The following is a 12713-nucleotide window of genomic DNA, read 5'->3' as shown; positions in this document are numbered from 1 at the left end:
GTCGGTCATCGATGTCTGGCCCCATGGCGATGGTCGTCGGACGTGCTTTCAGTCCGTTCAGCGCGTTCGGCCCGCTCGCGCAGACGGCGCGCGCCAGCCGCGTCGCCGCGTGCCTCTAGCTGCGCCGCGCAGTGCACGAGCGCTTCGTAATGCCCCGGGTCGAGATAAAGCGCGCGACGGTAATGCACGAGGGCTTGCTGTGCATCGCCGCGTGCGTCTTCCACCAAGCCGAGCAGATATTCCGCCTGCGCATTGGCACGATCGGTCGCGAGGACAGTTCTGCACAATGCGATCGCGCGCGTGAAATCGCCTGCGTCGGCGAAGGCTCGCGCTTCTTTCAATTGTTTTGTGATGTCGGACGGCTCGGGCCGGGGCGTGGGTGCCGGGGCGCGCGTGCCCTGCGTCGTCGTGGCGTTGGGCACGGGTGGCGTCGGCATCAGCGGCGCTGGCCGATTGGCGGGCACCAGCGGCCGCCCCGGGACCGTCGCCGTCACCTGGACAGCATGCACACGCCGCTGCGCCACGGCATCGAACATGCCCGCAGGCGACTGGGCGTTGAAGGTGGCCAGTGTGCCCGTAAGTGGCGACGCCCCGGCGAGGGTCGACGTCACATCTCGCACCGGCCCCGCTACTCGGAAAGAGAACGCTTGCACGTGGCCGGTCGACGCCAACCCATTGGACGTCAGCGCCCCACCTTCGGCAGGCCCGGCAAACAGCGTGGCCCCCATGCGCATCAACTGTTCAAGCGCGGCAATCGCTCGGCGCTGTCCTTCGCGGTCGAAATAGATCAGGACGTTGCGAAAGAACACAAAGTCGAACGTGCCCAGCCGATCGACGAGCGTGGCGTCAAACAGGTTGCCCGCGTGCCAGCGAATCGGCGGGCGCAAGGCACCGTTCACACGATAGGTGTCGCCGTCCGGCGTGAAGTAACGGTCGCGGAACAGCAGGGTCGCGGCCGGACCGCGAAACGAGTTGCGGCCGTAGACGCCCGCGCGCGCAATTTCGAGGGCCCGTTCGCTGATATCGAGCGCATCGATGGTGAAGTCGCCCACCTGAAAGCCCGCGTCGAATAGCGCCATCGCCATCGAATACGGCTCTTCCCCCGTGGCGCACGGCAAGCTCAGCAGTCGCAGCGCCTGCCCTTCGCGCACGGTGCCGCGCCGTGCCGCACGCTCCTCGGTGGCCATCTGCGCGAGGGCCGTGAAAGCTTCGCGATGCCGGAAGAACCACGTTTCGGGAACGACTACCGCTTCGATCAGCGCCTGCAATTCCTGCGGCGATTGCTGAAGCAGTTGCCAGTACGTCTGGGTGTCAGTCTTGTCGTTCGTCTCGGGCGCGAGCGCGGCTAGCCGCGCCCGTACGGCGCGCTCGATGGCATTCGCGCCGAGCGTACCGGCGTCGAGTCCCATCGTGTCGCGCAGCAAGCGCTCGATCTGTTGCACGGGGCTCATGACGCGGCCTCCGGCACCTCACCGTCTGCCTCGGCGTCCGGCGCGCAAACATCCCGCGCCGCATCGAACAACAGCGCGCGGGCTTCGTCGGAGAGCAGTTGATCGACGCGCACCCATTGCACCAGACCGTCCTCGGTATCGAGTACCGGCCCGAGATAACGGCCCTCGGGCAGATCGACACCACTCGCGCGAAAGGCTTGCGCGTCGGCGCGCAAGGTATCGGTCGCGCGCTCGACCAATACGCCCAGACGCCGCGCGTGCGGGCCCGGCTCGGGGTAGTGCACAAGCACAAGACGGGTCGAGCGGCGCGCGGGCGCAGCGGTGCCCGTCGCGAGGTGTGTCAGATCGAGGACAGGCACCGGCTCACCGCGATAGCTGAACGCACCGGCCACCCACGCAGGGGCGGCGGGCAGGCGCTTGAGCGCGAGCCACGGCAGCACCTCGGCCACGTGACTGGCTTCGATGACGTAGTGATCGGTGGCGATGGCAAAACGCAGAAACAGCATGTCGTGGTCCGCGAAAGATCAAAACGCGCGTGGGCGCCTTGGGTTCACCCGGCTCCCGCGCGCCGACACAACGTTGACGGCGTTTGAATCAACCCAGGCCGTTGGGCGTGCTCGAGAGCACTTTGAAGCGCGACACGCCGCTCTTGAGCCCGTTGGCGACGTGATTCAGTTCTTCGATAGCCTGACTCGACTGCTGCAACGATTCGGCCGTCTGCTGCGCCGCTTCGGAGAGCTGCACCAGTGCCTGATTGATCTGCTCTGCGCCGGTGGCCTGCGCCTGCATGCCTTCGTTGACTACTTGGAAGCGCGGCGGCAGCGTCTGCACCTGGGCAATGATCTGCGCGAGCTGGTCGCCCACCTGACGCATTTCGTCCATGCCGCGCCGCACTTCTTCAGCGAACTTGTCCATGCCCATCACGCCTGCGGACACGGCCGACTGGATTTCTTTGATCATCTGCTCGATGTCGTAGGTCGCGACGGCCGTCTGATCGGCCAGACGGCGAATCTCGGTCGCCACCACGGCAAAACCGCGTCCGTATTCACCAGCCTTTTCGGCTTCGATCGCCGCATTGAGCGAGAGCAGGTTCGTCTGGTCGGCCACCTTGGTGATGGTGGTGACCACTTGATTGATGTTGCCCGCCTTCTCGTTGAGGATGCCGAGCTTGCCGTTCACGGAGCCCGCCGCTTCCATCACGTGACGCATCGCATCTTCCATGCGCGTGAGGCCGACGTGGCCGGTGCCAGCCAGCGACGCCGCGTGGTCGGCAACGCCGGCCACTTCGGTCATGGTGCGGGCAAGGTCGCGGGAGGTTGCGAAAATTTCGCGCGAGGTGGCGCCGATTTCCGTGGTCGTCGCGGCAGTCTCGGAGGCGGTGGCCTGCTGCTGACGCGAGGTGGCGGCAATCTCCGTCACCGAGGTGGTCACTTGCAATGCCGACTTCTGCGCCTGCCCCACCAGCCCCGTGAGTTCGTCCGTCATCCGATTGAAGCCCGCTTCGAGCGCGCCGAATTCGTCGCGGCGGTCGAGGTCGAGCCGCTTGGTCAGGTCGCCGGAGCGCATCACTTCGAGAATCTGCATCACGTTCGCGAGCGGCACGCTCACCGCCTTGAACAACAACCAGCCGCACAACACGGCGCAAGCGAGCGCCACGGCGAGCGTGATGAGCAGCGTGGCCTTGGCCGCCGTCACGGCTTCGGCAATGTTGTGCGTCGCTTCGTCGGCGAAAGTCTTGTTGGTATCGACGAGTCGCTGGATCGCAGCGCGGCCACGGCCCCATTCGGGATAGAGCTGCTCGGAGAGCATGGCGCGGGCGGCGGGCATCTGCCCGTTGGCGACGAGTTTGAGCACTTCGTTGCCGATGCGCCCGTATTGCTGGCGAACACCGCGGACTTCGTCGTACTGCATGCGATCGACGGCACGGTTGACGGTACCGCCGTAGTCCTTGATCCAGCCGTCGATTTTGGCGTCGGCCGCACGCAGGGCGTCGAGGTCGACCGCGCGCGTTTTGTCGTTGTCGTCGATGGCTACCACTTGTTGCAGCAACTGGTAGCTCTCGAACCACGCGCCGCGCAGCATGGTGCTGTAGTACAGGCCCGGTGTGGAATCGGACTCCACGCTGAACGCCTCACGCTCGATGGCAGCGAGGCGGGTATAGGCGACGCCGGCCATCAGCGCCATCAATGCGAGGATCAGGCCAAAACTGGCCAGAATGCGATGTCGGATCGACCAGTGTTTCACGCCGCGCTCCCGTGTCGGTGTTCGCGCCCCTCGCCGCACAAGGCGACGCGGGGCTTTTTGAGGTAACGCCGATTCTATTACAGCGGCACCCCGGCACGACGGCGGTCAAAACGTCTATTTGGCTTTATTTCGGGTCTTCCCCGAGGGTTACCCCCGGGGGCGCTCAGTGGGTGAGCGCAGTGAGTTGGCTCAGTTGGTGAGTTCACGCAGCGCGGCGGCAGTCATCGGCGTCAATGCCAGCGGGGTCGCGGCGGCACGCAGCACGTCGAGCGACGCTGCATTGCCTGGCGAAACGCTGCCGTCGGGCAAATACAAGTTGTTTTCGAAGCCGATCCGCGCGTGGCCGCCCTGCAACACCGCCGCGAGCGCACATTCGGCCTCGCGCGGGCCGAAGGCGCACATCGCCCACGGTGTGCCATCGCCATCGGGCGCGGTGCCGACGCTCTGGCCGCCGTCATGCCATGCCGTCAAAAACGGCAGCAAATCCGACGGGGCCGACAACTGGCCCTTGCTGTACCGGCCCAGCACGAACAGCACCCAATGACGTCCCGGGCGAATGGCACCCTTCGCGCGCAGACGCCAGTAGTGAGCGACATCCGCTGCGTCGTAGAGGATGTACTGCGCGACGATCCGTTCCTGCCACATCCATTCGAAGAACGCCTCGGCCGCAGGGCCATGGGCGTCGTCGGGCAACACTTCACGCAAAGCGACCGAAATCGCTTCGGGGCGCAGCGAGTGCACTGTCGCAATTTGCTGCGCCGGGGTGTAGATGCCGACCGCCTCGGTCGTGACCTGAAGCACCAGTTCCTCACCGACCGCGCGGCGCACTGCCGCAATGCCCGCTTCGTAGTCGGCGACTTCGAGGCTATGGGTGCCATCGGCACGGCGCACGTGCAGGTGAATCATGGCCGCCCCGGCGTCGAGGCACGCCTTGGCGCACGCGCCGAGTTCGTCAGGCGTCATCGGCAAAGCCGGGTGGTCGACGTGCGTGCGGCGCGCGCCGTTCGGGGCGACCGCCAAGGCGAAAGCGCGCGTCATGCCACTGCCCCGGCGGTGACCCCCGTCACGTCGGCCACGGCCAGCGCGAGCAATTCGGCAATTCGGTCGATGTCCTTCGGCTGACAAATAAACGGCGGTGCGATCAGCGCATGGTCGCCATGCACGCCGTCGACCGTGCCGCCCATCGGATAAATCAACAGGCCACGCGCCTTGGCAGCCGCCTTCAGACGCGCGTTCATCTTGTCGGCGGCGGGCAGCGTCTGTTTGGTTGCGCGGTCTGCCACGAATTCAACGCCCACAAACAGGCCCCGGCCACGCACATCGCCCACGTTGGGGTGATCGGCGAACACTTCGCGCAAGCGGGCGCGCAGTTGCTCGCCGCGCACCTTCACGTTGTCGAGCAGATGGTCGTCGGCAATGGTGCGTTGCACGGCCAGCGCTGCGGCGCAGGCCATGGCGTGCCCGAGATACGTGTGGCCGTGCTGGAAAAAGCCGGAGCCATCGACCACGGCGTTGTAAATCTTGTCCGAGCAAAGCATCGCGCCGATCGGCTGGTAGCCCGCGCCAAGGCCCTTGGCGATCACCAGAATATCGGGCACGACGCCGTCTTCTTCACAGGCGTACAGGTAGCCCGTGCGGCCCATGCCCGACATCACTTCGTCGAGCAGCAGCAACACACCGTACTTGTCGCATACCGCGCGAATACGTTTGAAGTAGTCGCCCACCGGCGGCACAGCGCCTGCGGTGGCGCCCACCACGGTTTCCGCCACGAACGCGATGACCGTGTCGCCGCCGAGTTCGAGAATCTTCGCTTCGAGTTCGTCGGCCAGGCGCTGCACGTAGGCGTCGTCGGTCTCGCCCTCGTGACGTTCGCGATAGGCAAAGCACGGCGAGACGTGATGCGCAGGCACCAGCAATGGCAGGAACGGCTCGCGGCGCCAAGCATTGCCGCCGATGGCGAGCGCACCCAGCGTGTTGCCGTGATAGCTCTGACGGCGCGCGATGAAGTACTGGCGCTGCGGCTGACCGATTTCGACGAAGTATTGACGGGCGAGCTTGAGGGCGGCTTCCACACCTTCGGAACCACCACTCACGAAATACACATGGTTCAGGTCGCCGGGGGCGCTGGCGACGAGCGTGTCGGCAAGTTGTTCCGCCACTTCTGTCGTGAAGAACGACGTGTGCGCATAGGCCAGTTGTGCAGCTTGCCGTTGCATCGCTTCGATCACACGCGGATGCCCGTGGCCCAGACACGACACGGCGGCACCGCCGCAGGCGTCGAGATAGCGTTTGCCGGTGCTGTCGATCAGTTCGATACCTTCGCCGCCGACGGCGACGGGCAGCGTCTGGCGCGGATTGCGGTGAAACACATGAGTCATGCCATAACCCCTGACGGAAAGAATGCGCACGCGTGCCTGGTCGACAGGGACGACGCGCCAACAATGTCGCTCAGTGTAGGCGCGTCGTTTTATGTTTGCAACATATGTTTCACTCTTTTTAACACCGCAACATTCGCGCAACGCCTTTACCACACCCACTATCTCCGCGCACGGCAGCGCTCTGGGAGATTACGCGTGCGCGTCTGTGGCATTTCATGCAACAATCGTTACACACCTACGTTGCCGCGTTGCCTCCCTCATGAACGAAGCCCCCGTGCTGCCGCAGTCGCTCGAACAACTCAATATCCTGTTACGGGAGCGCTATCCCCATCTCAGCCCGCAGTTTCAGGCGGGCGCCCGCTTTCTGCTCGATCACCCTCAGCAGGTACCTATCAGCTCGATGCGGGCGATTGCCGCGCAGGCAGGCGTGCAGCCCGCAACGTTCGTGCGCCTGGCGCAGCATCTCGGCTTCGACGGCTGGCATGGCTTGCGCGAGTTGTTTCTCGAATCGATTCGCTTGGGGCCGCAGCCGTATGCGAGCCGCGCCCGGCAAGTCATTCGCGAGGGCGACGCCGCGCGCATGGTGCCCGAGATGTTCCGCGTACAGCACAACAACCTCGACCTGACCGAAGCGGGTGCCAATCAGTCGCTCGGCGCGGCCGTGGAACTGCTGGCAAGCGCGGGCACGGTCCATGTGGCGGGCTTTCGCGCGTGCTTCCCGATCGCCTTCACGTTTCAGTACATCTATCGATTGTTCCGCCCCACGGTGCACCTGATTCGCGGCGAGGCGGGCACGCTGGAGATGGAATTGCGGGCGCTCTCGGCGCGCGACGTGGTCGTTGTCATCAGCTTCGCCCCGTATTCGAACGAGGCCCTGGTCGTGGCGCGTGCGGCCAAAGCCGCTGGAGCTCGGGTGCTGGCACTGACCGATTCCACAGTCTCGCCGTTGGCGCTCGATGCCGACGCGACCGTGCTGTTCTCGCACGAAAGCCCTTCGTTTTTTCCGTCGATTACGGCCGGGATTGCGGTCGTCGAGACGCTCGTCGAAATGTTGCTCGCACGCAAAGGCCGGGGTGCCGTGCGCGCGCTGGAGCTCGCGGAAGACCAGTTGCACGGCACTGGCGCGTATGTGACGCCGACGGGTTCCGCCAACCCGCAGCCCCGTTAAGTCTCGTTAAGTCCCGTTAGGCCCCGCGCCTGAGCCGTCGCGCGGCGCGAGGCGGCTGGGATGACGCCGTCACTGGTTTCTTTTATGATCGGCCTGTCCCCTGCCCCCCGCGCCCGACGGCGCCGCACTCGGCAGGCATCGTCCCCGCTCGACAATTTCAAGGACTCCGAATGTCGCATACCCGTTTGCTCGCGCTTGGCGCAGCGCTTCTCATCGGTGCTGGCACAGCCGCGCCGGTGCTCGCCGCCTCCAATCTCACGTTCATGAGCAATTCGCCGCTGGCTTGGCTGCAAAAGAAAGACAATGCCTCGCTCGCGAAAGCCGCCGACGTGGCGCTCTCCACCAAGCAGGACAACGAAACCGTCGACTGGAATAACAAGGGCACGGGCAACCCCACCCAGTTCACCGGGCAGATCACCCCGACCAACACGCAAAAGACCGACGACAAGACGTGTCGCGATCTGATCGTGCTGCTCAACGCCAAGGGTCAGGACGTCACGCTCAAGCTCAACGCCTGCAAAAAGGGCGAAAACGGTAAGTGGGAACTGCAAAAACGCGCCGCACCGTAAGCGCATCGAATACAGTGAGCGCCATGCTCACTGCTGCTGAAAACAAAAACGCCGGTCTGAACATCAGGACCGGCGTTTTTGTTTTGTCGCCGCCGGGAGCCCCCCGGGGCGACCTTTCAAGATCAGGCCGCAGCCGTCTTCTTGTGTCCTTCGACGTCCGGCAGGAAGATCGTCACGATACCGAGCAGCGGCAGGAAGGCACACACGTGGTACACGAAGTCGATGCTCGTCGAGTCGGCCAGTTGACCCAGCACCGCAGCGCCGACGCCGCCCATACCGAACGCAAAGCCGAAGAACAGCCCCGAGACCGTGCCCACCTTGCCGGGAATCAGTTCCTGCGCGTACACCAGGATCGCGGAGAACGCCGACGCCAGAATCAGGCCGATCGCCACCGTCAGAATGCCGGTCCAGAACAGGCTGGCGTACGGCAGCATCAGCGTGAACGGCGCCGCGCCCAGAATCGAGCCCCAGATCACATACTTACGGCCGATCTTGTCGCCCAGCGGGCCGCCGATCATCGTGCCAGCCGCCACGGCGAACAGGAACACGAACAGATGGATCTGCGCGCTCTGCACCGAGACGTGGAACTTGCTGATCAGATAGAACGTGAAGTAGCTGCTGATGCTCGCGAGATAGAAGTACTTCGAGAAGATCAGCACGAGCAGAATGCCGATGGCAAACATGACCTTGCCACGCGGCAGATGCGCGGTGCCGCCGCGACGCGCGGCCGGCTTGCCCTTGCTGGCCGCACGCTGCGCGGCGTACCAGCGGCTCACGTGGAACAGCACGAAGATCGCCACGAGCGCCGCCACCGAGAACCATGCCACGCTGCCACGGCCGTGCGGCACGATGATCAGGGCCGCCAGCAGCGGTCCCAGCGACGAGCCGACGTTCCCGCCCACCTGGAAGAACGACTGCGCCATACCGTGACGTCCGCCCGAGGCCATGCGAGCCACGCGCGACGATTCGGGATGGAACACCGACGAGCCCATACCGACCAGCGCAGCGGCGACCAGCAGGATGCCGAAGTTAGGCGCCACCGCCAGCAGCAGCAGACCCACGAGCGTGAATCCCATGCCGACCGGCAATGAATAAGGCTTCGGATATTTGTCGGTATAAAAGCCGACAACCGGTTGCAGCAACGACGCGGTGATCTGATACGTCAGCGTGATCAGGCCGACCTGCCCGAAGCTCAGATCGAAGTTGGCCTTGAGCAGCGGGTAGATCGCCAGAATCAACGACTGAATCATGTCGTTGAGCAGGTGGGAGAAGCTGATGGCAGACAGCACGCGGAACGCCGTGCCCTGCGCAGCTGGCGTAGGGGCGCCAGCGAGGGAGGATGCAGGTTGACTCGACATGGGAGGAACGGATTGACGTTTGTAGCTTAGGAAAACGGTCTTATTTCGACGACTTTCGCGCAGATATGCATGAAAGTTGGGATATTTCTCAATTTTCGTCAGAAATTTAATGAGTGAAGTGTAGAGCATGCGTAAATCGTCGTTACGCCAACTTTTGTCGCGAATCCGCCATGACCGTGCCCCGAATTGGGTCACTCGGTTTGGCCCCGACGCCGTCGGAATCGCGTCATTCCAGTGCCGAAATGACGCGTTTGCGACACACCTAAGGGTTTTGTCGTGCGGGTTTATCGGGCGTTGGAGGCCACAAGTGTTTCGTGTAGAGTCGATTGACGGGTTGTGCCCTGCAACACAAACAGCACACAAGGGCCCCACTTATTTCCGGGTTGGCAGCAAACCATGATTCAACATTCGAGAGTCGTGCAGTGGCTGGTGACCGGGGTTGTCGTGGCGGTCACGTTTGTTGTCGTCCTCTTCGTAGGCTGGCTGCGCATCTATCACATGTCGCAGTCGATTCTTCAAGACGAAGCCGTGCGTCAGCGCGACGCACTCGAGCGCATCGTCCTCCAAGCTGAGAAAACGCTTCAAGGCGTCACGCCGTGGGTAGGCCGCCCGTGCAGCGAAGTCGGCAGCCAGCTTCAGGCGACCGGCACCCTCAGCCCCTACTTCCGCTCCATCTGGCTCGTCTCCCGCGGTCAGCTTTATTGCTCGTCGGTTGCGCGTTCGACCGAAGGTATCGACATGGCCATGCCGGCCGAAGTCGTCCCGATGCTGACCGGGTCGCGCACGCTGCTGGTGCCCGGCTCGCCCTATGCCCGCGAAGCCCCCGCGTTGGCGCTCTACGTGCCGACATCGGCCACCGATGGCGTGCTCGGCTATGTCGACGGCGTCTATCTGACTGAGACGCTCCATAGCGTGAAGAACAACGACCTCGCGTGGACGGCAATGAGTGTGGGCAAGATGTCACTCACCTCAGAAGGGCCGACGCTTCAGTCATCAAGCGTCGCCACCCGAGGCGCGCAAGTCACGTTGGCGTCGGAGCATTTCGCCACATCGCTCGCTGGCAGCCCCACGCTTATGCGCGAACTAGCGGCCAATCAAGCCCCCATCTTCTTGTCGTTCGGCGGCGTCATCGCATTCCTGCTCGGGGTGATGACGTTCCGCCACCTCGGGCCATCGCAGTTCATGCGCCGCCAGATCGCCCGTGGTATCAAGCGCGACGAATTCAAGGTGTATTACCAACCGGTCATGGAGTTGGCCAGCGGCCGCTGTGCGGGGGCCGAAGCGCTGTTGCGCTGGCATCATCCGCTCGCCGGTCTGGTGCGCCCCGACGCGTTCATTCCGATCGCCGAGAGCAACGGTCTGATCGTCGAACTCACGCGCGCCGTGCTGCGGCAGATTCGCAACGACATGTCGATGGGCGCCCTGCCGCCGGGCTTTCACATGGGCATCAATCTGGCGGAGCGGCACTTGCGCGACACCACGATCGTGCAGGACATCGAGCGGCTATACGGCTCGCTCAACGATACCTATCCGCTGGTGGCTGAGATTACCGAGCGTTATGTGATTCGCGACACCGCTGCCGCCCGCCACGTCATGTCGGAGCTGCAACGGCGCGGCATCGAGACGGCGCTCGACGACTTCGGGGCCGAGAACAATTCGATCGGCTACCTCAAGCGCTACGACTTCAACTATCTGAAGATCGACAAGGAATTTCTGCCGGTGACCGAGGATGATGTCGTCACGCGCAACATCTGCGACTCGATCATCCAGCTTGCCAACAACTTGCAGATGACGATCGTCGCGGAAGGCGTCGAAAACGAGATGCAAGCCGATTACCTGCGCGAGCGCGACGTCACGTATGCGCAAGGGTATTTGTTCGCCCGCCCGATTTCGTTCGACGAACTGGTGCAATTTGCGATTGCCCACGCCGGCACCGGCCTCACGGCCGTCAAGTCGACGCGCCGCAACACCGCGCCGGCGCCGCGCAAGGCCGGTTGACCGACCGTCCGGTTGGTTCGGTGATATCGCAAGGACAACCAACTAATATTCGGCCCCGGGTTTTGACGCTCACGTGCCGGCAAACGAAAACGCCGGGGCGGAATGAACCGGCCCGGCGGAGTATTCGACTGCGGTATGGCTTCGTTAAAACACCAACTGAGGCATATTGCTGCGTGGGGCGGGGGTTGCCGCCGCACGTGTACTGTCTCGCATCTCGGCGCGCAGCAACCAGAGTCGCTGTGCAACGAAACGCCTGAAGCGCATTTCACCCGCGGAGAAAGAGATTTGCATCTGATGTCGCTTACCGTTGGGCAGTGTGCGAACCAGACGATAGTATCGAGCCCCGTCAACCGTTTCCTTGATATTCCTGACGCGCATCATTTCACCCCGTTTCTGTTGTGTCAGGTGAGTGGGCACTTCGGTAAACGTCGCATTCCCGGGCGCACCTCGTCAGGGTCACGAAAGCATGATCTGGCGGGCTCGACCGGCATTGGGGGGGCATGCGGCAAATTCAATGTAGATGAGAAACGTCCCCCATTCGTCCCCCAATCAGATCTCCGAAGCGACCTCCGTTGGTGCGCCGCAACACTCGGGCTTTCGGCTATTGTTTCTGACAGTTCCCGCAGCCCACTACAATGCGGCCACCTCTGGGTTTGATCGAAAAAATTATTATGGTTTCCGAACCTTCTTCAACGCCGGGTGATGTTTTGCGCAACGAAACAAAAGATTCGCTGCAAGTGAGCGGTTCGCTTTGGCTGCATCGCGGCAATTCTTCGCTAGGCGGTCAGGCGCGCATCGCGCTGCTCGAACACATCGCCACGCAGGGGTCGATCACGGCAGCCGCGAAAGCGGCAGGCATGAGCTACAAGGCGGCATGGGATGCCGTCGACGCGATGAATCAGTTGGCGGGAGAACCCCTCGTCGCCCGCAGTACCGGCGGACGTGGCGGCGGCGGCACCACGCTGACCGCGCGCGGCGCTCGCCTGGTGGCCGCGTTTCGCGCGGTGGAAGCGGCGCAGCAACAATTTCTCGCCCGTGTGGCCAACGACCTCGAACACTTCGACGAGCAGTGGCAAGTCATTGCGCGTCTCGGCTTGCAGACGAGCGCGCGCAATCAGTTGCACGGCACCATCACGGCAATTCGCCATTGCGGCGTGAACGACGAAGTGACGCTCACGTTGCCGGGCGGCGAAGCCATCACCGCATCGCTCACGCACCACAGCACGCAGACGCTTGGACTCGCCGTGGGCGGTGACGCCTTCGCACTGATCAAAGCGCCATGGATCGACATTGCCCGCGGAGCAGACCTCGCCGGTCTGCCGACGGCCAACCGGCTGGCGGGCACCGTGGTCGCGGTGACCAACGATGCAGGCCAAGCGGAAGTCATTCTCGCGATGCCCGGCGGCGGCCGTCTGGCCGCCGTGATGCCGCACGACACGTTGGTCAAGCGCGGGCTGGCCGAAGGCACGGGCGCGACCGCGGCGTTTGCCGCCACCAGCGTCATCATCGGCGTGCTCGCCTGACGTCATCTCTAAAGCGCGGAATGA

The 12713-nt window shown here is 63.7% G+C and carries 10 protein-coding genes; 4 read left to right on the top strand and 6 right to left on the bottom strand.

Annotation, left to right across the window (positions count from 1 at the left end):
* Positions 1-5: 5 nt before the first annotated feature.
* The 5 genes from PPN31114_RS10975 to PPN31114_RS10955 form a co-directional block, all read right to left on the bottom strand.
* Positions 6-1451: a CheR family methyltransferase gene (locus PPN31114_RS10975; protein ID WP_150679550.1), complete on the bottom strand. Its 1446-nt coding sequence runs from the start codon at positions 1449-1451 to the stop codon at positions 6-8.
* Positions 1448-1957: a chemotaxis protein CheW gene (locus PPN31114_RS10970; protein WP_150679549.1), complete on the bottom strand. Its 510-nt coding sequence runs from the start codon at positions 1955-1957 to the stop codon at positions 1448-1450. Before PPN31114_RS10970 ends, PPN31114_RS10975 begins: the two co-directional genes overlap by 4 nt.
* An 88-nt stretch (positions 1958-2045) precedes the next feature.
* Entirely contained in the window at positions 2046-3695 is a 1650-nt protein-coding gene (locus tag PPN31114_RS10965; RefSeq protein ID WP_150679548.1) for a methyl-accepting chemotaxis protein, read from the bottom strand.
* Between the two features lie 189 nt (positions 3696-3884).
* On the bottom strand, positions 3885-4733 hold the full coding sequence (locus PPN31114_RS10960) for a beta-keto acid cleavage family enzyme (protein WP_150679547.1): 849 nt from the start codon (positions 4731-4733) through the stop codon (positions 3885-3887).
* The gene (locus tag PPN31114_RS10955; RefSeq protein ID WP_150679546.1) at positions 4730-6073 is read right to left on the bottom strand and encodes an aspartate aminotransferase family protein; all 1344 of its coding nucleotides are present in this window, start codon (positions 6071-6073) and stop codon (positions 4730-4732) included. Before PPN31114_RS10955 ends, PPN31114_RS10960 begins: the two co-directional genes overlap by 4 nt.
* Positions 6074-6332: 259 nt before the next feature.
* Between PPN31114_RS10955 and PPN31114_RS10950 the strand changes: the two genes are divergently transcribed.
* Positions 6333-7241: a MurR/RpiR family transcriptional regulator gene (locus PPN31114_RS10950; protein WP_150679545.1), complete on the top strand. Its 909-nt coding sequence runs from the start codon at positions 6333-6335 to the stop codon at positions 7239-7241.
* A 170-nt stretch (positions 7242-7411) separates the two neighbouring features.
* Complete coding sequence (locus PPN31114_RS10945; protein ID WP_150679544.1) at positions 7412-7810, top strand: RT0821/Lpp0805 family surface protein; 399 nt, start codon at positions 7412-7414, stop codon at positions 7808-7810.
* Between the two features lie 122 nt (positions 7811-7932).
* Here PPN31114_RS10945 and PPN31114_RS10940 read toward each other — a convergent pair whose 3' ends face one another.
* Complete coding sequence (locus PPN31114_RS10940) at positions 7933-9168, bottom strand: MFS transporter (RefSeq protein ID WP_150679543.1); 1236 nt, start codon at positions 9166-9168, stop codon at positions 7933-7935.
* Positions 9169-9564: 396 nt separating this feature from the next.
* Here PPN31114_RS10940 and PPN31114_RS10935 point away from each other — a divergent pair, with 396 nt between their 5' ends.
* Both PPN31114_RS10935 and PPN31114_RS10930 read left to right on the top strand, forming a co-directional pair.
* A complete protein-coding gene (locus tag PPN31114_RS10935) occupies positions 9565-11166 on the top strand; it encodes an EAL domain-containing protein (RefSeq protein ID WP_150679542.1) in 1602 nt (533 codons plus the stop codon).
* 671 nt (positions 11167-11837) lie between these two features.
* Positions 11838-12689, top strand: a complete 852-nt coding sequence (locus tag PPN31114_RS10930; protein WP_150679541.1) for a TOBE domain-containing protein — start codon at positions 11838-11840, stop codon at positions 12687-12689.
* Positions 12690-12713: the final 24 nt, after the last annotated feature.

The sequence above is a fragment of the Pandoraea pneumonica genome (genome assembly GCF_902459645.1).
In the GTDB taxonomy this organism is placed as follows: Bacteria; Pseudomonadota; Gammaproteobacteria; order Burkholderiales; family Burkholderiaceae; genus Pandoraea; species Pandoraea pneumonica.
The sequence above is the reverse complement of the archived record's forward strand: the minus strand, read 5'-3'. Positions and strand labels throughout refer to the sequence as shown.

Coding starts and splice junctions, on each gene's coding strand:
- PPN31114_RS10975 (WP_150679550.1), bottom strand. CDS start 1,451: ATGAGCCCCGTGCAACAGATCGAGCGCTTGCTGCGCGACACGATGGGA.
- PPN31114_RS10970 (WP_150679549.1), bottom strand. CDS start 1,957: ATGCTGTTTCTGCGTTTTGCCATCGCCACCGATCACTACGTCATCGAA.
- PPN31114_RS10960 (WP_150679547.1), bottom strand. CDS start 4,733: ATGACGCGCGCTTTCGCCTTGGCGGTCGCCCCGAACGGCGCGCGCCGC.
- PPN31114_RS10955 (WP_150679546.1), bottom strand. CDS start 6,073: ATGACTCATGTGTTTCACCGCAATCCGCGCCAGACGCTGCCCGTCGCC.
- PPN31114_RS10950 (WP_150679545.1), top strand. CDS start 6,333: ATGAACGAAGCCCCCGTGCTGCCGCAGTCGCTCGAACAACTCAATATC.
- PPN31114_RS10945 (WP_150679544.1), top strand. CDS start 7,412: ATGTCGCATACCCGTTTGCTCGCGCTTGGCGCAGCGCTTCTCATCGGT.
- PPN31114_RS10940 (WP_150679543.1), bottom strand. CDS start 9,168: ATGTCGAGTCAACCTGCATCCTCCCTCGCTGGCGCCCCTACGCCAGCT.
- PPN31114_RS10935 (WP_150679542.1), top strand. CDS start 9,565: ATGATTCAACATTCGAGAGTCGTGCAGTGGCTGGTGACCGGGGTTGTC.
- PPN31114_RS10930 (WP_150679541.1), top strand. CDS start 11,838: ATGGTTTCCGAACCTTCTTCAACGCCGGGTGATGTTTTGCGCAACGAA.